20 protein-coding genes, 1 tRNA gene and 1 pseudogene are annotated in these 21118 nt (G+C 46.9%); 10 read left to right on the forward strand and 12 right to left on the reverse strand.

The annotated features are described in order from the left end of the window. Window positions 1-268: 268 nt before the first annotated feature. On the reverse strand, window positions 269-1096 hold the full coding sequence (locus tag RID53_RS08070; RefSeq protein WP_446387619.1) for a Uma2 family endonuclease: 828 nt from the start codon (window positions 1094-1096) through the stop codon (window positions 269-271). Window positions 1097-1315: 219 nt separating this feature from the next. Between RID53_RS08070 and RID53_RS08075 the strand changes: the two genes are divergently transcribed. Continuing rightward, window positions 1316-5938, forward strand: a complete 4623-nt coding sequence (locus RID53_RS08075; RefSeq protein ID WP_446387620.1) for a hypothetical protein — start codon at window positions 1316-1318, stop codon at window positions 5936-5938. Window positions 5939-6047: 109 nt separating this feature from the next. On the opposite strand, the gene RID53_RS08080 is transcribed toward RID53_RS08075, so the two are convergent. Then, window positions 6048-6557: a hypothetical protein gene (locus RID53_RS08080; RefSeq protein ID WP_446387621.1), complete on the reverse strand. Its 510-nt coding sequence runs from the start codon at window positions 6555-6557 to the stop codon at window positions 6048-6050. Window positions 6558-6840: 283 nt separating this feature from the next. Here RID53_RS08080 and RID53_RS08085 point away from each other — a divergent pair, with 283 nt between their 5' ends. Both RID53_RS08085 and RID53_RS08090 read left to right on the forward strand, forming a co-directional pair. Next, window positions 6841-7242 carry a fasciclin domain-containing protein gene (locus RID53_RS08085; protein ID WP_006098369.1) on the forward strand — a complete coding sequence of 134 codons (402 nt, stop codon included), beginning with the start codon at window positions 6841-6843 and terminating at the stop codon, window positions 7240-7242. Window positions 7243-7741: 499 nt separating this feature from the next. Beyond that, window positions 7742-8065 (forward strand): hypothetical protein, encoded by a 324-nt coding sequence (locus tag RID53_RS08090; RefSeq protein WP_446387622.1) that lies wholly within the window; start codon window positions 7742-7744, stop codon window positions 8063-8065. A gap of 27 nt (window positions 8066-8092) precedes the next feature. Here the strand turns inward: RID53_RS08090 and ruvB are convergent, their stop codons facing one another. After that, complete coding sequence (ruvB, locus tag RID53_RS08095) at window positions 8093-9187, reverse strand: Holliday junction branch migration DNA helicase RuvB (RefSeq protein WP_446387623.1); 1095 nt, start codon at window positions 9185-9187, stop codon at window positions 8093-8095. Window positions 9188-9293: 106 nt separating this feature from the next. On the opposite strand from ruvB, the gene hisF reads away from it, so the two are divergent. From hisF to RID53_RS08110, 3 genes are all read left to right on the forward strand, one after another. After that, on the forward strand, window positions 9294-10061 hold the full coding sequence (hisF, locus tag RID53_RS08100; protein WP_446387624.1) for an imidazole glycerol phosphate synthase subunit HisF: 768 nt from the start codon (window positions 9294-9296) through the stop codon (window positions 10059-10061). Window positions 10062-10182: 121 nt separating this feature from the next. Then, the gene (locus tag RID53_RS08105) at window positions 10183-10392 is read left to right on the forward strand and encodes a hypothetical protein (protein ID WP_006098571.1); all 210 of its coding nucleotides are present in this window, start codon (window positions 10183-10185) and stop codon (window positions 10390-10392) included. 100 nt (window positions 10393-10492) lie between these two features. Continuing rightward, window positions 10493-10565 (forward strand) — tRNA-Ala (locus tag RID53_RS08110). 174 nt (window positions 10566-10739) lie between these two features. Here the strand turns inward: RID53_RS08110 and RID53_RS08115 are convergent. Continuing rightward, complete coding sequence (locus RID53_RS08115) at window positions 10740-11906, reverse strand: RRXRR domain-containing protein (protein ID WP_446387625.1); 1167 nt, start codon at window positions 11904-11906, stop codon at window positions 10740-10742. A 426-nt stretch (window positions 11907-12332) separates the two neighbouring features. On the opposite strand from RID53_RS08115, the gene RID53_RS08120 reads away from it, so the two are divergent. Then, a complete protein-coding gene (locus RID53_RS08120) occupies window positions 12333-12554 on the forward strand; it encodes a hypothetical protein (protein ID WP_006098710.1) in 222 nt (73 codons plus the stop codon). Window positions 12555-12644: 90 nt separating this feature from the next. Here the strand turns inward: RID53_RS08120 and nblB are convergent, their stop codons facing one another. Beyond that, entirely contained in the window at window positions 12645-13301 is a 657-nt protein-coding gene (gene nblB / locus RID53_RS08125) for a phycobilisome degradation protein NblB (RefSeq protein ID WP_446387626.1), read from the reverse strand. 56 nt (window positions 13302-13357) lie between these two features. Beyond that, window positions 13358-13828, reverse strand: coding sequence for a CBS domain-containing protein (locus RID53_RS08130; RefSeq protein WP_446387627.1), 471 nt, complete (start codon window positions 13826-13828; stop codon window positions 13358-13360). Window positions 13829-14013: 185 nt separating this feature from the next. Between RID53_RS08130 and RID53_RS08135 the strand changes: the two genes are divergently transcribed. Next, window positions 14014-14388, forward strand: coding sequence for a VOC family protein (locus RID53_RS08135; RefSeq protein WP_446387628.1), 375 nt, complete (start codon window positions 14014-14016; stop codon window positions 14386-14388). On the opposite strand, the gene RID53_RS08140 is transcribed toward RID53_RS08135, so the two are convergent. The 5 genes and pseudogenes from RID53_RS08140 to RID53_RS08160 all read right to left on the reverse strand — a co-directional run bounded on the left by RID53_RS08140 (window position 14385) and on the right by RID53_RS08160 (window position 19436). Continuing rightward, window positions 14385-14705 (reverse strand): hypothetical protein, encoded by a 321-nt coding sequence (locus RID53_RS08140; protein ID WP_446370181.1) that lies wholly within the window; start codon window positions 14703-14705, stop codon window positions 14385-14387. The genes RID53_RS08135 and RID53_RS08140 overlap by 4 nt on opposite strands. 54 nt (window positions 14706-14759) lie before the next feature. Continuing rightward, window positions 14760-15875, reverse strand: coding sequence for an RRXRR domain-containing protein (locus RID53_RS08145; RefSeq protein WP_446387629.1), 1116 nt, complete (start codon window positions 15873-15875; stop codon window positions 14760-14762). Further along, window positions 15859-17601 (reverse strand): group II intron reverse transcriptase/maturase, encoded by a 1743-nt coding sequence (gene ltrA / locus RID53_RS08150; RefSeq protein WP_446387630.1) that lies wholly within the window; start codon window positions 17599-17601, stop codon window positions 15859-15861. Before ltrA ends, RID53_RS08145 begins: the two co-directional genes overlap by 17 nt. 693 nt (window positions 17602-18294) lie before the next feature. Continuing rightward, a pseudogene (locus tag RID53_RS08155) lies at window positions 18295-18495 on the reverse strand (RRXRR domain-containing protein); the annotation flags it as partial. 254 nt (window positions 18496-18749) lie between these two features. Next, entirely contained in the window at window positions 18750-19436 is a 687-nt protein-coding gene (locus tag RID53_RS08160) for a phosphoribosyltransferase (RefSeq protein ID WP_446387631.1), read from the reverse strand. 298 nt (window positions 19437-19734) lie between these two features. Here RID53_RS08160 and RID53_RS08165 point away from each other — a divergent pair, with 298 nt between their 5' ends. Continuing rightward, entirely contained in the window at window positions 19735-20361 is a 627-nt protein-coding gene (locus RID53_RS08165; protein WP_446387632.1) for a Uma2 family endonuclease, read from the forward strand. A 17-nt stretch (window positions 20362-20378) separates the two neighbouring features. Here the strand turns inward: RID53_RS08165 and RID53_RS08170 are convergent, their stop codons facing one another. Then, window positions 20379-20576, reverse strand: coding sequence for a hypothetical protein (locus RID53_RS08170; RefSeq protein WP_446387633.1), 198 nt, complete (start codon window positions 20574-20576; stop codon window positions 20379-20381). Between the two features lie 87 nt (window positions 20577-20663). Between RID53_RS08170 and gloA the strand changes: the two genes are divergently transcribed. Further along, entirely contained in the window at window positions 20664-21095 is a 432-nt protein-coding gene (gene gloA / locus RID53_RS08175) for a lactoylglutathione lyase (RefSeq protein WP_446387634.1), read from the forward strand. Window positions 21096-21118 lie beyond the last annotated feature (23 nt).

Genomic DNA, 21118 nt, shown 5'->3' on the forward strand with positions numbered 1-21118 from the left:
CTGGGTTTGAGGTTGTAGTATTATCCTATTTGAATAGTGTATTTTGGTCATATTGCGGTCAATTTTAAATAAAAAACGCTTCAACGCCTGAATTCGGCGTTATTTTATTCGGGCTAGCGTCGGAAAAATTCCCATAATACAAGTATGCTGCATCACCCAATTGTCTGGACTCACTCCGAGGCGGATTTGACAAAAAAACCGTTTAATGCGTTTGGTGCCTAGTTGGGGTTTGCTGCAGGGAGTTTCCCGTTTGTGCAGCAAGCCACACTTAGCCGAGCATTTCTGGGTCAATTCCCAAGGCTTGAAGTTGTTCTGGAGTGAGGGATTGAAGCTGCTGTGCTAACTGCTGTCGTTTCTGTCGCTCTTGTTCTAACTGCTGCAGCGCTTTCTGCTTCTCTAGTCGCTCCTGTTGGGCTTGTTCTTGTCCGGTTAACAATAAGTTCCCTTGCTCATCCCACCAACGTAGCCAGGATTGTTCTGGCTGATTCAAGACAACTCCTCGCCATACCCCTAACTCGACCTGCATCGGTTTAATCGGATAATGTCCCCGTTGATTGGGAGTCATCGGCTCATAATCTGTACCGACTAAGTGATACATCTCCAACCTATCGTTGCTGACTTGATAGATGCCATAATAGGGAACTCGCATCACCCGTTCATAGACCCAAAACTTACCGGGTTTGGTGACGACTCCAGTTTCAGCGCGAGATAAGGGAGTATCATCGCGTTCCTCACTTCCATCTCCAGAGGCAAACTCTAAGACAATAGTCGGTGTAATATATTCCCGCCACAATACATAAGAGCGACGGATGACTCCATCTAATCGAGGCGGTACATTTGGCACATAAAACCAGTCCGGCGCTTCTGCTCCCTTCTCCGGTGGGTCAGTCTCGCGCCAGTAAATCCCACAATCTTGTCCAATACAATATTGCCCGTCTGGATGCAGTCGCCGTAAGGTTGAATCAAGGGAATCAGTAAGAATTAGGCTTTGGGGATGCTCCTGGAAATTTTTCACAAATGTACCATCTGATTCTGGTAACTGGGTGTGGTCAGGAAATTGAGGCGGTAGATTAATCTCCGTTAGTATTTCAGGCATAGTCGAATGAGTGTGGCAACAAATAACTGCTCCTATTGTCCCGCATCGATGAGGTTAACCTATTCTGCCCCAGCTTCTCTTAACCGAACAGGATTGATCCGACTTCCTCCTCCCTCATCGGGATTTTAGTATAAAATGTTACTCAACTCGTTTCCCCTACTTTCTCCATTAGACGAAAATAAGAGAATAGGGACTAAGAAGAAGAACGGGAACGCTTGAATGTACATCTATCGCACCTCTGGGTTTAATGAGAAAGCAGAACGCTATGGAATTCGCGATCGCATCGATGATCTGTGTACTCAACTGCAAACTCAACGACTCGATGAAGTGCAATCCCGGTTTGAGCGGGTTTACCCTTACCTGAAGCGCCGCCTCCTCAACCGCCGCCTGATTGGTCGTATCCTGTATCTGGATCATCAGCAACTGTTGTGCTTCATTGATATCTTTAAACGGGGTGATCACGACTATGAACAGTTTCTGGAATCTCCCCTTGATTATGGTCGCACCCATTTGGAACCGCAACTCGATCAGCAACAGATTCGCGATTGGTTAACCCAAGCCCAATCTCAGCAACAGGCGGTTGCACCGTTACCTGAACTCCCGCAACGCTTGCGCCCTTGGCTTGAACCGCCGGGATGGGAACGGGATATTGTCCCAGATGATTGGGTGATCTATGAAAGTGAAGAATGGGTGAGACAGTTTACCACGGTTAAAGGGCAAGAGGCGTGGAAAACTTACTATCAGATTATTTCCCAGATTAATACCAATACGTCTACATCTACAGGAAATGGCAATGGTAATCGTGCAGCCATCCCAACCGACAGCTTCGCCGAAACCCTGATCGTTTCCCGTGAACCCCAGCTTCCCGAAAATGTCAACCTCTGGAGTGAAAACAATTGTTACGTCCTCTACAGCCAGATTGAAACCACGGATGCGAGTGTTCGCGGTGTCTTATTTCTCTTAGCCGCCTTTGATCATCCCCCCTCCAGCGCCGAGATTCGGGACGTGGGAGTGCGAACCACCCTATTCAATGGTGCAAACACCCCCAACCGCTTATCCCAACCCCTAACCATCCACGAATTAACCCCCTTCGCCCGTCGTTCCTATCCCGCTTACCTCTTAGCCGATGACGAAAGTTGGTTGGCGATTGAACGGGGGAGAGAAGCAAATCTCGCCCTTTCCCCAGAAGAAGAGGAGATTCTGCAATCGGTGTCTTGTCCTACCCTCGAAACCGATTCACTTCCCCTATTTATTAATGGACGGGCGGGTAGTGGCAAGTCCACGATGCTAATTTATCTGTTTGCCGACTACTGCTACCGTAAATACTACACCCACCAAGGACATCGCCGTCCCGAACCGCTTCCGGGTAAACCCCTGTTTCTCACCTACAATGAACGGTTATTAGACATTGCCCGAGATGGAGTCAACCGACTCCTGCGTTCCCATCACCGCTTTGTCGCTGAACGCAGTCCCGGTGATGACATTCCCAATTGCGATCGCTATTTTCAACCTTTTGGTAAATTTCTGTTAAGCTTACTCCCCCCCCAGGAACGACAACGGTTTAATCCAGACCACTATATTTCTTTCCATCGATTCAAACAACTGTATCAGGGAACCTGTGCCGAACCCGCCCTAGCCAAACTGATTCTGCATCTTCCCCAATCCCGCCGCTATTCTCCAGAAATTTGTTGGCATATTATCCGCAGTTTTATTAAAGGCTACGGTCAATCAGACTACATGACGCCGGAAGACTATCAAGAGGAAGTTCCCCGCAAAGAACGCACGATTGATGTAGAGAAATTCCAGGGAATCTATGACACGATTTGGCAACACTGGTATAAACATCTGACGACGGAACTGGGTTACTGGGATGACCAAGATTTAATTGCTAGAGTTTTGGAATTGAAGTGTTATCATCCTCACTATACCGCCATATTCTGTGATGAAGCTCAAGACTTTACTCGCCTAGAGTTACAGCTTATTATGCGGCTGTCGCTGTTTTCCCAATACCATTTGGGATATCAACCGATTCCGAGTTTACCCTTTGCCTTTGCCGGTGATCCGTTTCAAACTTTAAACCCAACTGGATTCCATTGGTCTAGCACCCAAGCGGCTTTTGATGCGGAAGTGATTACCGCCCTTGATCCGGCGGATCAATTAAAGTTGACGGTTAATTTTCAGGAACTATCTTATAATTATCGGTCTAGTCTATCTATTGTTCAATTCACCAATTTAATTCAGCTTTGGCGTCACGTTCTCTTTGACATTCCCGAACTCCAACCCCAAACCGCATGGCATCCAGGTGATTTCCCTGAACCGCAACTGTTTATTCTCAATCAAAGTATTAGTGCGGAGGAATTAATCACCTATATCAAAGATACGATTATCATTGTTCCCTGTGAGGAAGGGGAGGAATTGGCGTATGCCCAAGCTGATCAAGTATTATCTCAGATTTTTCCTCAGTTGGATCAGAGGGAACAGGGAACACCTCGGCTTACCTCGACTCCGCTCGGTAACACGCTCGGTGTGTCACAGGGAACAGAGGAGATGAGGGAATTAACTCCACACTCCACACTATCCCCAGAACCGCTAAAAAATGTTTTAAGCGCAATTTCCGCCAAAGGATTGGAATTTAAACGGGTAATTTTGTATAAATTTGGTGAAGAGTGTAGCGATAATGTCTGGAATTTACAAGGCGTTGACCAAAAAGTTAAGGTTGAATACTTTTTCAATAAACTCTATGTCGCCGCTAGTCGGGCAACGGATTATTTATTTATCGTCGATTCAGACACAGGAAACCGTCAACTGTGGAACTATGCCAGTGATGAAGCCTTGTTACAGGCAATGCTAGGCTACGCTAAATACAAAAACCGTTGGCAAGATAATGTGAAAACCCTAGCACCGGGTATGCCAAATATGGTAGAGACAATGCGTGAAGATGACCCGGGTGCGATCGCGCAAGAATTTCAGCTTAAAGGTTTACATGCAGAAAATCCCAGTTTACTACGCCGAGCCAAACAATTCTATCGGGATTTAGGGGATATCACTCAAGCCAACTCTTGTCAGGCGTGGGCGCTGAAGTTTGAACGGCAGTATCGAGACGCGGGTCATTGTTTCCTGGAGTTGGGAGAATCGGATCAGGCGTGGGATTGCTTCTGGCAAGGGCTGTGCTGGTCGGAATTAGTCGCTTGGTATGATTCGCACCCCCACCATCAATCAGCGGCTGAGGGCATCCTGGCGCGATTTATGGTGACACCTACGGATGATTTAGCCGCGCTGGATAGTTTTACTCAATTTATTATCAGTCATGAATCATGGGTTCTCCAGGGAAATCAACAGGTTAATCAGCAAAAACAATGGCAGCAAGGAATTCAGGACTATGCCCGTCGCATTGAAACCCTTGCCAATGATTCCTCAATACCCTCATCACAATGGCAGCAGTTTGGCGACGTTCTAGCTACTTTAGCCTCAGGAGGTTATCCAGAACTAAAGGTGCAAGCGGGAACCTGTTTTTATCGCGCCCAAAATTATGATCAAGCGATACAGTATTGGGACGAAAGTAATGCAACTCAAACCCCAGACTATCATCGGGCAAAAGCCTTTACTGTGGGTATGCCAGACGGATTAGCACATTTGGCACAAGCAGGCGAAGCTGATCAGATTATCCACCAATGGCGGCAAGCTGACAAACCGCGCGATCGCAAATGGCTGCGCTATGTCGCCCAGGCGTTAGAAACGAAGCAGGAATACCAACAAGCCTGTGTGGTTTATGTGGGGTTGGATGACTTGACTAAAGTCAAAGACTGTTTTCGACTGGCGACACGGGATGGGATCAAAATCAAGCTACTACGGCTACTGTTTCGTTATTACTTCCGCCAGAAATACTGGCAAGATGCCCTCGAATTGCTAGACACCGATTTGCCAAATGTCATCGGTTCAACCGAGGAAAAAACTGCGCTGAACTTCGACATTGTTTATGAACTGGCAGGGTCAGAATTAAATCCAAAAGACTTGAGCAAAGACCAACGCCAGGACTATGCACAATTTATAAAAGAGCGAGTTTTATCCAATTCCGACTGGCAAGATTACCTATTGATGCCACAGATAGGAATTGCTCTGGAAAAAGTTGGAGCATTGGTGGAAACGTTAGCATTCTACGAGCAATTTGTAAATGACAATAACCTAAAACAGCGTCAATTTGCCCGAGAACGTTGGATAGGGACGAAGAAAAAACAAGTGGATTATGTGACGAATCAGGGAAAGCTGAGGAAAGCAGCAAAATTGCAGTCTAATTTGATTAAAAAAGCGCAGCAGTGGGCAATGAATCCCGATGGTATCTCGGTGATTTCTCCATTAGCGCCGAGAGAACGTCCTTTGACAGATAAGGGAGTTAACTCAAAACGCAGTCAGGGCGGGTTTGGCACAAACGTTACTATCGATAGTGAAAAGCAAGTTTCTCAACCTGCGCCTACACACTCAACACGTCCCCGATCCCCGAACACTGAGCAACTCACAATTACTGGATTACCCCCGGAAATAAGAGTAGAGGAATTCGAGAATGGGGTGATCGGATTTACGGTGCGTCACTTGGCAATTAAGGTAATGAAATCAATCCATCACGTTTTAATTACTGATATTCTCAGTAATCGAGAGGTACGTGTAGATTGGGCGAAATGTCAGGTGAATCTAGGAGAGGCGACTGTAGAAGCTGGAGAAAGTCAACAGTTATCCTTTACGCTGGTTGCGAGTGGTTATCGGGGTGTTCTATTCTGTAATCAGCCAGAACCGCGACTGGAATTGGAGATTCAGGGGTGTCAGGATCGGATTGCGATCGGTTTGTAGTCAGCACTTTAGTGCTGGAAAAGCAAGCATTTGAAGCCACTAAAGTGGCTACTACAAACGGACTGGGTTATAACGGGGGTAACAAATTAGCGGCAGTTTTTGTGTCTGATTAAAATTGCAACCCTACGCCACCCTGCACCGAAACCGCTGTTCCGCCTCCGTTACGATAGGCATCAAAGGCAATAATCGCATTCCCAAAAAGCACTGTACTGCCCCCAGGAACAACATAATCAATCCCCGGTTGCAAAGCAAAGCTAGTTTTATCTCCCACCGGCGAGGGCGTATCACCACTGGCAAACGCCGCGCCCGCCCCCAGATAAATATCTGTTTGCCAGTTCAGGGGAAAATCATAAGAAATAGTTGGCACCACCGCCGTACCTGCACCAATCAAGGCTTGCGCTCGCAGAGAGACAGGAAGTTCTAAGAGTTTGTACCGTGCCGCCAAAACTCCGCCAAATTGCCGCCCTTCACCGCGATCATCTTCTTCAATACCGAACGTACCACCAACTCCCACATAACTACCGTAAGCGGCTTGAGCCGATGCTGATGTGGGCATAAAAGCAACACTCGTAAGTAGCGCTGTGGCAAGGGTTACGCTGATGCCAATAAAATGTCGCATATTCGGACTCCTCAGTACTGATGTCGCTGATTTTAGCTTGTGACCTACCTGACTTTCCATGGGGTGTCTTGAAACTTAGCAAATCAAGGAGATTAAGGAATTTGATTCGAGCATTTGAATCAATCAAAACCCCACTAGGAGCATATCAGGGAAAATCGGGGTGGCTTTAATTCATTGGGGTGAGACGAAAAAACAAGAGTTGTAAAACCCGCTCATACACAGGTATATGGGAGAATGACAAAATCCGAGAAGAGATTATTTTGCAGAGGATGAGTTAACATCAATGCCTGATATTGTCGATATTGCCGTTAGTGCGGATTCATTCCAAACCCTGGTAGCTGCTGTACAAGCGGCTGGTTTAGTGGACACTCTCAAAAGTCCTGGTCCTTTTACTGTTTTTGCACCCAATGATGCCGCTTTTGCTAAGTTGCCACCAGGAACCATACAAACGTTGCTCCAGAATATTCCCCAGCTTACACGAATTCTGACATATCATGTCGTTTCCGGGAAATTGACTCAAGCTGATTTAGCCAAGGTCGATTCGGTAACCTCTGTTGAGGGTTCGTCTATCCGAATTGACTGTTCTGATGGTTTTGAAGTCAAAAATGCCACAGTTGTTGCCCCTGACATCGAAGCGGATAATGGTATTATCCATGTTATTGACACGGTAATTCTCATGGGGTAAAGTCACCATCAAAAGGAATATCAGACCCCATTGAGTAAAGGGCGACCCGATCCGATTGAGTGGGCGGGTGTGGTTAATTGATGTAAGCGGGTCGCCCCTACAGGTTGTTACATTGATGTCCTATCGAATCAGAATCAGGTTGATTGCACACAAAAGCAATCACGTCATAATGAGCATTCCAGCCATGTTTCCTGAGGTTGTTTAACCCGATTTGATGTCAGATTTAAATTTCAGGTGGGCAGTATTCAATTGACTATGTTAACCTGTTGATTTTGATGCTAGTTTAGAGTATTGAGCGCCTGTAAATCCGGCAACGTCAGAAGATATTGAGAAAAATTCTATTTTGGCAGCAGCCTGTTGAACTATACCAGAATTTTGTGGACTAGACGACCCCCACGTTTCATTGGCGAAATGAAAATAAAAGTTAACGGTCATCCGGATTGTGCCGTTTCCCTAATGAAGACAAAAGGAAAGCCAAACTTGTAAGGTTGAAGCAGTCATGACAATGAAGAACGGTCAATGCCACTCCTGTGGATCTTATCAGATCAGAAGTAACAAAAACCGAAAATTTCCCGCACTGAATACGATGACGCTAGGACTAGGAAACTCCAGCGCTCGTTATGCTTCACTGGATACGTATGTTTGTGTCAATTGTGGCTATGTTGAAAGCTATGTGGCATCAGCCGATGATCTAAACTACATTCAAGAGAACTGGGCAAAAGTTGAAGCGGCGTCTGAGAATGGAAAGCGATCGCCCAAAAAAGTTGAATCGCTTCCGTCTAGAGCGCACGAGGAGTTCAAGCGCCGAGCCATGCATGGTTAATCCTGTAGATGGAATAATTTGAGGATATCATTCTTGCCAATACCCTAGATGCTTACGAGCCGCGTCTGTAGCAACCCGCCCGCGAGGGGTTCGATGTAAGTAGCCAATCTGTAACAAATACGGTTCATACACTTCCTCAATGGTTTGAGCGTCTTCTCCGGTGGCGGCGGCTACGGCTTCTAAACCCACAGGTCCCCCTTGGAATTGTTCAATCATCACATTTAACACCAGCCGATCCGTCCAATCCAAACCCGCCGGATCAACATTGAAGACTTCCAAGGCTTCGGCGGCGACGTCTGGGTTAATCACACCCATCTTTTTCACCTGAGCATAATCCCGCACTCGCCTCAGTAAACGATTGGCGATGCGGGGAGTTCCCCGCGAACGACGGGCAATTTCTATCGCCCCTTCTTCGCTCATCGGCGTTTGTAATAATTGGGCGGTGCGTTGCACAATTAGACTCAATTCCTCGGGTTCGTAGAATCGTAGGCGCTGGATCAACCCGAAGCGATCGCGTAAGGGGGAGGTGAGTGATCCTACCCGTGTTGTCGCCCCAACCAAGGTAAACTGGGGTAAGGGAATACTCCGAGTTCGCGCTGATTGCCCTTTGCCAATCGTAATATCTAATCGATAATCCTCCATCGCCGGATACAACAGTTCCTCACTCATGCGTGTAAGGCGATGAATCTCATCGATAAACAAAATATCCCCCGGTTTCAGATTGACTAAAATCCCTACAATATCCCGAGGACGTTCCAACGCTGGCGCCGCTGTAATTTTACAATTCGTCCCCATCTCCGTCGCCAAAATTAGCGACATCGTGGTTTTCCCCAATCCTGGCGGGCCATACAAGAGCAAATGATCTAAAGCCTCATTTCGCGCCTTCGCCGCCGCGATCGCGATTTCTAAAACATCTTTGAGTTCTTTTTGCCCAATATAGTCGGCTAACCGTTGAGGACGAATCCCTTCCTCTTGGTTCTCCGTTTCATCGGCTGTCGCCGTCGCCAGTAACAAGTCTGTTTCCAGATCCTGCTGACGTTTCTTACGGCGACCCTTTTTTTTCTGACGGGATTGGGGTTGTGGGTCGGGTTCTTGAGATTGTCTAAAGGAGGTTATAGCCATGATTTCAGCCTATCATTTCATCGGCGACCAAGACACTCAGGCGCAAAAGGTTTAGATTAGTTAAGGAACTCAGTATTCTCCCATCACACAGCGTAAGACATCTGACATGCTAGCTAAACGAATCTTACCGTGCCTGGACGTAAAGGCGGGGCGGGTGGTCAAGGGCGTCAACTTTGTAAATTTGCAAGATGCGGGTGATCCCGTGGAATTGGCACAAGCTTACAATCAAGCTGGTGCCGATGAACTGGTGTTTTTGGATATCACTGCCACTCATGAAGACCGGGATATTATTATCGATGTTGTCTACCGTACCGCAGAACAGGTATTTATTCCCTTAACCGTTGGCGGCGGTATCCAATCCTTAGAGACTGTTAAGTTATTGTTAAGGGCGGGTGCGGATAAAGTCAGTATTAATTCGGCGGCTGTCCGCAATCCGGATTTTATCAATCAAGCCAGCGATCGCTTTGGCAATCAATGTATTGTGGTGGCGATAGATGCCCGTCGCCGTGTCGATCCCAGCCATCCGGGTTGGGATGTTTTCGTGCGCGGCGGACGAGAAAATACTGGACTGGATGCGATCGCCTGGGCAAAAGAGGTGGAACGACGCGGTGCGGGAGAGTTACTGGTGACCAGTATGGATGCGGATGGAACTCAAGCTGGGTATGACTTAGAGCTAACCCGCACTATTGCCGACCAGGTGGAAATTCCGGTGATTGCCTCAGGGGGTGCGGGAACCTGTGATCACATTTATCAAGCCCTGAGTCAGGGGAAAGCCGAAGCCGCCCTCTTAGCCTCTCTACTGCATTACGGGCAACTTAGCGTATCGGAAATTAAGCACTATTTGCAAGATCATCAGGTTCCCGTCCGGATGTGATCAGGGTTCTCAAATCCTTGCCGATCTGCCGTAAACTTTTGTGACTAATATCACACAATTGGATCGTTTGCAGCTACATAGACCACTGCTAGAATAGACTAGATGTTACATTTCTTAAATTATGTTGATTGCTATTTTAATATTCGATATTGCTCTAGTTGCTTGGTCACTGCACTTAATGCAACAGGCATTTGACACACGAGAGTTTTCCTTTATGCTGGCTGGCACTTTAGTGGCGATGTCGGCGGCTGCCATGTTAGTCGTGTATTTCTTGATGGACAGCTATTTGGGCTACTTGAGTCGGATTGCGGCGGTTTCGGGTTCGTTTTAGTCAGGCTTAGGGTTTCATAATTCAATGATCTCTGACGAGGCAATAATTTAATCAGACTTGACGAAAGGACAGAATCAAGGCATGATGGAAGATGCTGCACGGGGCTATAGCTCAGCTGGTAGAGCACCTCAATGGCATTGAGGGGGTCAGCGGTTCGAGTCCGCTTAGCTCCATTAACACAGAATTAAGAGTTGCTGAATAACTCTTATGGTGATAACTCTTAGGGTGAGGTTAGGAAATTGTTCACAGGGAAGAGGGAACAGTTTTCATAATTTCAAAAACGGCATTCATCAAAAACCTCGTGAGACTCCACCCTCAGCGAAGCAGGGTGGAGAGGGATAGAGGAGTCAAACCGCGCCGCTCGATGCGGTTAGGTTTGACAATCCAACTGAAGGCGCGACAATTAATCCTGTGCTTCGCTGCAACAATCGGACTTTTTTAGCCGTAAACTGCCCAAGTCGCTTCCAGTTAGCATCACTAACCGAAATCGCTTGATCAGTATCACCAGAACACCAACCAACATAGGACTTCCCGGCTTTTTCAGCGATAACCTTATCACCCTTGCTGAACCCGTGACGAGTAACAGTGCCACCGTACTTACGCCGCTTTCCACCTTTAGACGGGACACATAAATGCAACTGCCTACGACTGATTGGAGGTCTGCGGATTATCGTAAATGGCGCGGGTGTAATCTGAACATCACCTCTCCAGTCACCGTGCTTAGTATGATCAGAATGCCATTCGCGCCATTGAATGAACTCGAAAGCTGCTAGAATTACACCGTCAACAGCATGGGTCGCAGGTGTAGAGCAAGCTTTATTCTTCTTATCCTTGGGTAGTCCCAGCCACTTTCTGAGTTGACTGGTTCCATTGCCGTCTCGCTGCCATCCCTTGTGGGTTGTAACTGGAGCTAATTCAGATAACCAAGTCAGCATTTGTCCTTGTCCCACCATGACCGGGGAGAAGCCAACGCCGGATCGTGCTAATTTTCTTCCGCTAGTCCTATCTACGTCAGCCATGACTAGCTCGTAGTGAATAGCACTAATCGGAAATAGTTTGCACAGTTCTTTGACTACTCGTAACTCCAACTGCCTGTTGGCTCGAATAGAGGGAGGTAGTTTACCCTGTTTACGGTTATTGAATCTTCTCTGACGATGACAACGTTCAGGATAAGTCAGCTTCCGATTAATTCGTCTACCTCGCCTTGCACGACGCATAATTCGCCGTAACTCCATCCGCTCCTTAATTGTCTTAAATGGTAAGACTAAATGAGCCATCCAGAGGGTAGCGAAACTCGATTGAACTCCAATCCCTGAATAGCTTTTGCCAGGATCTATTCCTAGAGCTATAGGTTGGGTATTTTCTTCTGTCTCGAACGTTAACTCGATGGCGAAGCCTTCTAAATCGTTGTATAAGATTTTGGCTTTACCCTCCTTTAGCCAACGCCTAGCGCGGCTGGGTTTTGTTGGCATTAAGGGCTTGCCTGATTTTGATAGAACTGGTACTCGTAGCATGGAGATAATCCTCACGAGTGAAAGTGTTTACATTGAGCGAAGTCGAAATGTAGTCCCTTCCCGCCATCTCGGTTAAGATGTCTTGTCTAACAACAGCCCGACAAAAGGCTTTAGATTTGATCCGGACTAGGGAAGTATCCGGGTGTCTGTGCCAAACCGAGACTCAATGCGGTATTCAACGGTTTAAATTGCCGTTTGTCCGGCAATCCCCAACCTCAACGAAGTAGGTTGGGGTTGTTGAATTTTATCGTATCAAGGCTTATTTTGGGTATTTTATAAACCTTTAATTGTTCTGGAAACCTTTATTTTTCAGGGTTTTGCGAGTTTTCCAGCCCGCTCAATTGGGGGTGTTGGTGACGCGATCGCCGGACGACTCATCATGAGTGATTACAATTGATGTGATCATTGAAAGTCAACCCAACAGCCATGAATGCAACTGAACAAGCTCCTCTAGACGAACAAACCTTGAGCCGATGCTGTTTGGCACCACTATTTGCTGACATCATGTGTAAGGGTCAGATCAGTTTGTCTGACTGGCGTGAATTGATGACAGCGCCTTGGGATAATTCTTTCACAAGTAATGATGAAGCTATCTTAATGCGGCTGATCTATGGGGTGCATCGTGGACTCGTGAAAGTTGTTGATTGATGAACCCCGAAGTATGACGAATGACGTAGCTTGCTTCTCAAGGGAGCGAGTATGACGATCTCCACCTTTAACTTTAATTGTGTCCACCTATCATAAATTTCGTTTGGCTTCCTGAGCCACTTGCTCAACCGAGTCATTGGCTAACGCTTCTAAGGCGGCTCGAGCCTCTGAAGTATCGAAGGGCTTGAGCGCCTGGGCGACTCGGTAACGCACTTGCCAGTCAGAGTCGGTGGCAAAGGGAACTAATAGTGACACCGCGCGGGGATCACCCAGTTCTCCTAATGAACTAATCGCGGCGGTTTGAATCAAGCTGGTTTCGGAGGAAAGTGCTTCTTCTAAAAGGGGAAACGCACGCGGATCAGCGAGTTCGCCTAATGCCGCAACAATACTAAACTGTAATAACCATTCCGATGATTGGTGGTATAACTGTTTCATCTCCTCAAACGCCTCCGTCATCTTCAGGGCACCCAAAGCGTCAGCGGCGGCGGCTTGGACATCGGGTTCTGAGTCGTTCAAAAGGCGATCGCGCAACAGGGTTAAGGTGCGTGATAAATCCTGATCCCCAAGGGTATCAAGCTGGCTAACGGCGGCGTACCGAACTCGAGCATTGGCGTCAGTCACAATCGGCTGGATTAATTCATAAGCTATCGATGGTTCTAGCTGGCGTAGTAGATTTACCCCACTCAGGCGGTTGCCAAAGTCCTCGGAACTCAGCAACTGTTGAACAGACTCACGAGAAACAGTCATTTGTAACGTATTAAGTAATAAGTAATCGGACAAAATTAAAATTGACGGTGGGTTGATTATGACTCGTCCAGTTCAGCAATCATTGCCCGTACAATATCTCCTGCCGTGAGGACACCAATCACTTTTCCTTGGTTGTCAGTCACCGCTAGACGGCGCAGGGATTTGTCCTGCATCAGTTTCGCGGCTTTGCGTAAGGGTTGATCTGGCTTGACAACTACGGGTGCGTGGGTCATAACTTCGCCAACGGTTTGCCCTAGAGCCTTGTGTAGTTCTTCTTCATACCGGGCTGGGTTTTCTAGATAAATCACACTGTCTAGAAATACGATGTAAACTGGGGGTTCGACTCCTGTCTGTTGCCACAATAAATCTGTTTCTGAAATAATGCCCACCAATTTGCCGACATCATTAACCACCAGCAAACCACTGATCCGTCGTTCGGCAAGAATTTTCATCGCCTCTCTGATGGGCGTTTGGGGGGTAACCGCGATCGGGTCACGGCTCATGACTTCGGCAACGGTTTTGGGCATACTCAGGCTTGGTATCTTCAAAGGAATTACTCATCTTATTGTAGGGGTTTCGGGAATGATGGGGATTAATTTCTCTCGAATGGGTAACTCTTAACCTGGAACAGGGAACGGGACAAGGGATTGAGGGTTTTTACAATTCTTAACTCCGCCCGACAGAATTGATAGTCAGGGACTTAGGGAGAGGGATGAAATTTCACTTGCATACGGCTTGGGTTACCATTGCGGCTACGAATATCGAGCCACTGGTTGAATTTTATAGTCAATTACTCGCTGAATCTCCCCATTGCCATAGTTCCAATACCTATGCTGAGTTTCAGCTACCTGGATTGCGACTCGGATTATTTAAGCCCAGAGATAATCATCGACAGGAATTTGAGCAGTCTGAGCAGAGTGGGTTGAGTTTGTGTTTAGACGTTGATGACTTAGACGCCGCGATCGCACTGTTGAGCAACATGGGATATCCGCCACCGGGCGAAATCATCGTCGCGTCCCACGGGCGGGAAATCTACGCCTATGACCCCAACGGCAATCGCTTAATTTTACACCAACCGCCGCCCTAACTAATCGCCACGTCATAAGCAACATTGGCAAAGGCATAGACGCTATAGAGGAGCAAAACCGTAATCGCGACAACCATAACCAAACGCGGACGCGGTGACGGGACAAATGCTTCCCTAACCCACATGGATGCGGCTGCACCAATCGCGAAGCTAGAACTGAGGACAAGGTATTGCCAGTCCGGTTGAAAGACCCAATTTAAGCCCAAAGCCAGAGTTAACAATACCATTAAATGTTCGATTGACTCCGGTGGATTTTGTTGGGTGGAAAGCACCAGCGTGCGCCAACAGAATTGTAAATGTCTCGTGAAAAAACTCATCGTATTTCGCGTGAGACTCCACCCTCAGCGAAGCAGGGTGGAGAGGGATAGAGGTCAAATCGACCCTTTCAATAAGGGGAGATTTGACAATCCAGTTGAAGGCACGACGATTAACCCCGTGCTTCGCTGCAACAATTGGACTTTGGATGCAGTGAACTGTCCCAACCGTTTCCAGTTGGCGTCACTGACCGAAACTTGTCTCTCGGTGTCTCCAGAACACCAACCGACGTAAGTCTTCCCAGCTTTTTCGGCTATAACTTTGTCACCTTTGCTAAACATAAGGCGGGTAACTGTGCCGCCATACTTGCGCCGCTTACCTCCTTTAGAAGGGACACATAAATGTAACTGTCTACGGCTAATTGGCGGTCTACGGATTACCGCAAATGGTGCAGGTGTGATTTGAACATAACCACTCCAGTCGCCATGTTTGGCATTATCAGAGTGCCATTCCTGCCATCGGGTAAACTCAAACGCGGCTAAGGTTACACCGTCAACAGCGTGAGTTGCTGGAGTTTGATTAGCTTTGTTCTTTTTGTCCTTAGCTAATCCTAGCCATTGTCTAAGCTGACTGGTTCCGTTACCATCCCGTTGCCACCCCTTGTGGGTAACAACAGGAGCTAACTTAGATAGCCAGTTGAGCATCTGTCGTTGTCCTACCATAACTGGAGAGAATCCAATACCAGACCGAGCCGATTTACGACCACTGGTTTTATCTACGTCAGCCATGACCAACTCATAATGAATGGCACTAATCGGGAACAGCTTAAACAGTTCTTTGACTACCCGTAACTCTAGCTGCTTATTGGCTCGAATTGACGGTGGGAGTTTGCCTTGCCTGCGATTATCAAACCGAGCTTGACGATGACAGCGTTTAGAGTAAGGCAGCTTCCGGTTAATCCGTCTCCCCCGTCTGGCTCGACGCATGACCCGCCGTAATTTCATCCGTTCCTTAACCGTCTTGAACGGTAGAACCAGATGTCCCATCCAAAGGGTAAAGAGACTCGATTGAACCCCAATCCCGCTGGAGTCGAACGGGGAATCGCTTCCCCGAACTCTCCTACAAAACCGTGCTTGAGAATTTCTCCTCACACGGCTCCTCAAAGATTTGGCACTTGTCATGTGTACCTCGATTCCCATTGAGTGGGTTAGGGGACTAGAAAGGATGGTCATCAATCCAATCCTCCATAGTGCTTAATTCCCGATTGGCGTGGATTATGTCGTGGCAGTGACCATGTACTAAAGCTAGATTTTCTCGCTTGTTGTTTTTATGGTTTCCATCCTTATGGTGTATTTCTGCGAGGCTGTCTGGGCTAAAGTAATGTCCGCAGTGATAGCATTTTCCGCCGTGTTGTTTGACAAGTTTTGCTATTTGTTTCTTAACTCCAGGGTAATCTCCCTTTCGTGCGCTCCAATATACCCAATTTCCGTTATAAGGACTCTTAACGCCTTCTACTTTGATATGGCGGACAACCTTTGTGTCTGAGTGATTAATAAGGGAATATTTTCCATCCTTGGTGGTGAAGACCCAGTTCCTTTTGCCCCTGGTTCCCCATTCCCTTCGGATTCTTGTCCCTTTTTGTTTACCCTTGTGACGGCTTACTGCCCATCCTCTGAGTTGTAGGTAAGTGATGTTGTCACACTTTTGGAAGGTTTCTTTACTGCATTGTCCTCTTTGATAATTACTCCATCCCCTGATAACTGGGTTGAGTTTGGCTATTAGCGCTTGTTTAGGCGCTGTTTTGTGACTTTGTATGATGGAGCCTATCTTTTGGGTGTGTGACCTTACCGCTTCTTTAGATGGGGTGATGATGGTCTTAAAGCCCTGTTTGGAGACGTATTTTCCCACATTATACTGCCTGATGGTGAAGCCCAAGAAGTTGAACCCCACATTACCTTCTTCGGTTGGATTCAGTGTGTGAGAAAGTCTCGTTTTTTCAGGTTTCAATTCCAAACCTATGTCGTTTAACCATTCTGCTGTTATCTGCTGACATCTTTGGACAGTGGCTTTATCCGGATGCAGAATAACAAAATCATCTGCATATCTGATGACCGACAATTGCTTCATTAAGTCGCGTTTGCCAAAGCCATTTCTTCCTGGAAGAGTTCCCGCAAATTGTTTTAAGCGGTTCTCCAAACCGTGGAGGGCTATGTTTGCCAGTAACGGGGATATTACCCCGCCCTGTGGAGTACCCTCAGATGTTGAACTGTAGCCTTTTTCCCTGTTGGCGTATGCGCTCCAGTCCACCACTCCCGCTTTTAACCAGGACTTAATCAAACGTCTCATGGTGGGGAATGTATTCAATTTGTTGAGCAGTGCCTCGTGGCTGATACGGTCGAAGCATTTGGCTATATCAGCATCCAGAACATATTTAGGTTTCTGGTTGATTGCTTGGAATATTGCCTCAATCGCATCATGACATGAGCGCCCTGGTCGGAAGCCGTAACTATTTGGTTCAAACTTAGCTTCCCATTCTGGCTCTAGTGCTGCTTTTGCTAGGGCTTGGGCTGCCCTATCGTCCATTGTGGGGATACCTAACGGGCGTTTCTCAGTCCTTCCGGGTTTGTCAATCCAGACCCTTCTTACTGGTTTTGCCTTGCGGTTGTTTACACGCCTCAGTTGGTTGACAAGTTCCAGGCGTTGCTTAGAGGTTAAACTTTTCACCCCGTCTACACCTGCGGTTTTCTTACCCCTGTTATCCTGAGTCACCCTACGGACGGCAAGCGTTCTAGCTGACCAAGACTTCATCAACGTTTTTTGAAGCTTGCGAACTGCCTTAACGTCTCCACGTTGAGAGGCTTGATAGATGCGCTTTTGGAGCTTAAAGACCACCCGTTCCAGCTTGCGCCAGTCCGTGTGTTCCCATCCCACAGTCGCTTGTTGCTCTGTTTTAGGCATATACACTCACTACTAACACCTCTATCTTCCAAATCTTCGTGAGACTGTCAGCGTATCCCTGCCATTACAGCAAGGCATTAGCTTCTGTCTCAATCCCGCCTCCGTACATCATGTGGCTAGCTACCTACTTGAGTATCGACCTGCTCAAGAGATGCACGGGGGGTTACTACGTTCCTAACAGCCTTTTGATTGAATCCTTAGAGTGGTACTGTTCGCCGGGTTTATGGGAAGTGCTTGTTGGTCAATATTCGAGTTGCCAACTCCCTAACCTTGCCCCATTTTGGGGTCTCCCAGTGTATCAGTCTGATTTCACAGGTTTAAATTGACGACGATTCAGACGTACCTTTGCTTATGCTACTCATAGACTCTTGCTAGAAGGGATTCTCAAATTAGACTTCTGAGTTACCTCCACTTAACTCCCCCGCTTTATCCTCAAGGTTGCTAATTCTGAGAATAGGGGTAGCGCTTTCAGCTATGCACCTTAGCGGTAGGACTTGATATTATGAGTGTTGATTGTTCTTTTCCTCACTCCCTTACTGTCTTAGCTGTGTGGCTCGGTAAGGTTCTCACCTACAAGGCTGTTAAGTTGTCAAGGTTCTGTTATTTCTAACCCATACTGAGGGGGTTAGTAACCTTGCTCCGCGTACAATTCAAGCCGTTAGGCTGTCCATTTTGGGCGGAAACGTATCGCAGCGAATAGCATTTACCAGGGTCTATACCCATGGCTATGGGTTGAGTATTCTCTTGGGTTTCAAAGGTCAATTGAATGGCAAAACATTCTAAGTCGTTATGTACTACTTTAGCTTTACCATCCCTCAACCAACGCCTAGCGCGGCTGGGTTTTGTAGGCATTAACGGTTTACCTGATTTCGATAAAACTGGTACTCGTAACATGGTGATAAACCTCCGAGTAAAAGTGTGTAGTCCCTTCCCGCCATCTCAGCTAAGATGTCTTGGCTTAACAACAACCCAACAAAAGGTTTTAGAGGTAATCCGGACTAGGGAAATATCCGGATGTCTGTACCAAGCTGAGACTCTACGCGGTATTCAACGTTTAATGACGTTTGTCCGTCAATCCCTGACTTCAAGCGATAGCTAAGTCAGGGTTGTTGAATAGCTAGAACTATTGATTAAGAGAAGGAATTGGGCTACTGTTGGTAAGGAAGATGATTGTACTCTTGCAAATAAGCCAGTGCCTCATCCGTGTTGACCTGAGGAAATTCCTCATAGAAACGGCTGACACTGAGAAAATTATCCGGTGTTTCCAGGATAACCAAGCGATCGCAAAAACGACCGAGCCTCTTGATCAGTCCGGCTGGGGCGACGGGTGTACAAATCCAGATCTGGTGAGGATGATACTCTTTCAACGTTTGAGTCGCCGCGATTATGGTCATCCCTGTAGCAATCCCATCATCAACCAAAAGGGCTAATTTTCCTTGGGGATTAGCCTGAGGACAACCTGGGGCAAATTCAGCCAGTTGAGCTTGAGCTTTATCTTGAGCATGACGCAGGGCAGTTTGTCGCAGATTCGCCTTCAGTCGCCTCCATAGCCGTTGTTGCGCCCACAACACTTGTCCGTCTGAGGTGACAGCACCAATAGCTAATTCTGGATTTTGGGGAGTGGTAATTTTTTTAGCCACCACGATATCCAGAGGACAATTTAACTGACGAGCAATTGGTACAGCGACAGGAATACCGCCACGGGGGAGTGCATACACCACGGGTGATACTGTATCACCCGTCGTCGTTTCCAGTTCAGCAATTTGGGTGAGCAGCGCTTGAGCGAGTTCCTCACCGGCATGAGTGCGATCGCTAAATAGCGGAGCCGATGACATAGGTTCCTCCAGCATTTAACAGACCTGCCCTGATCATGCCTGATTTTTATCATGCTTTTAGGTCAATCCAGCCTGATTCTTAACATAAGGTCATAGTTCCATTTTGGATATTGACACTCACCGTCCTTTAAGGACGGTGATTCTTCCGTCGTAGGGACTCTTATGAGGTCAGACATACACAGGCGCATCTAACCTCCTACTGATGATGTGAAGTCCTCTAATCCGCTACCCTGAAATTGGGGTCTTCCTGCACCCTATCGATTAAAAATGATTAGAAGAACTCCCCTAGAACAAGACTATGGTTCAATCTTTGACCAAAACTGTTACCTTTGAAGAGTTTATTGCGTGGTATCCTAATACAGGCAAACGCTACGAACTCCACGATGGGATAATTATCGAAATGCCAAAACCCACTGGAACACACTCTAATGTAACAGGCTTTTTGATAGAAGAGTTAATTCTTACCATTGTTCAGATGGGAAAGCGAGGAAATTGGACAATTCCCAGAGAATCCATTGTTAAATCTAGCAATGGTAAATCAGGATATGAGCCTGATATTATCGTCTTAGACCAAGCAGCAATACAAGCAGAACCCCGTTGGGAAAAAGAATCTATTATTGAAAATGCTCAATCTATCAAAATCATTGTTGAAGTCGTTAGTACAAACTGGCGAGACGATTATTTTAAAAAGAGAGCAGATTATGAAGAATTGGGTGTTTTTGAATATTGGATTGTTGATTATGCGGCGCTAGGAGGACGCAATTTTATAGGGAGTCCGAAACAACCGACGGTATCTGTTTATCAACTTATTGAGGGGGAGTATCAAGTGACTCAGTTTCGAGAGAATGATGTAATTATTTCCCCTACTTTCTCTGGGCTTAATCTCAGGGCAGAACAGATTTTCAAAGTAGGTCAGTCGTTCTGAAAATAGTATTGCTTGTCTTAGAAGCAACTAAAGAATGGTTGGTTAATCATGGAAGCCCCGGAAGACCCAGCTTCACCAAGATAAAGACTTATTTGCCAAAGCTTATGAGTATATCCGGCAGTATTATTGAGATTTGTCAGGGTACTTTTTCCTTTCCCTTCTGTCATCTGCCATCTGCCATCTGCCTTATCCAGCCCCAAACGGAGGTAGTTCACGCGGATTTGCCTGTTGCACTACCTCACCGCCTCGATAGAATGAAAAGCAAAGAAATATAAACAAACGTAAGGAGTCTATAATCAGCTATGCGAATGCTACATACAATGCTGCGCGTCGGTGACTTAGATGAGTCACTCAAATTCTACTGTGACGTGCTAGGCATGAAGTTACTGCGGAAAAAGGACTATCCCGGCGGGGAATTTACCTTAGCGTTTGTCGGCTATGGCGATGAGTCTGACCATACTGTGTTAGAACTGACCTACAACTGGGGTGTTGACCAATACGAGTTGGGTGATGCCTATGGTCACATTGCGATTGGCGTGGATGATATTTACGGAACCTGTGAGCAAATCAAGGAACGGGGTGGTAAAGTCGTGCGGGAACCCGGTCCAATGAAACATGGTTCTACTGTCATCGCTTTTGTCCAAGACCCGACTGGCTATAAGATTGAGTTAATACAATTGGGGACTCAAGGCTCAGCCAAACCTCAAGAAAAAGCTACAGCGGCTAGTCATTAACAATGTAGAGACGTAGCATGCTA

The sequence above is a fragment of the Coleofasciculus sp. B1-GNL1-01 genome, assembly GCF_040220235.1.
Classification (GTDB): Bacteria; Cyanobacteriota; Cyanobacteriia; order Cyanobacteriales; family Coleofasciculaceae; genus Coleofasciculus.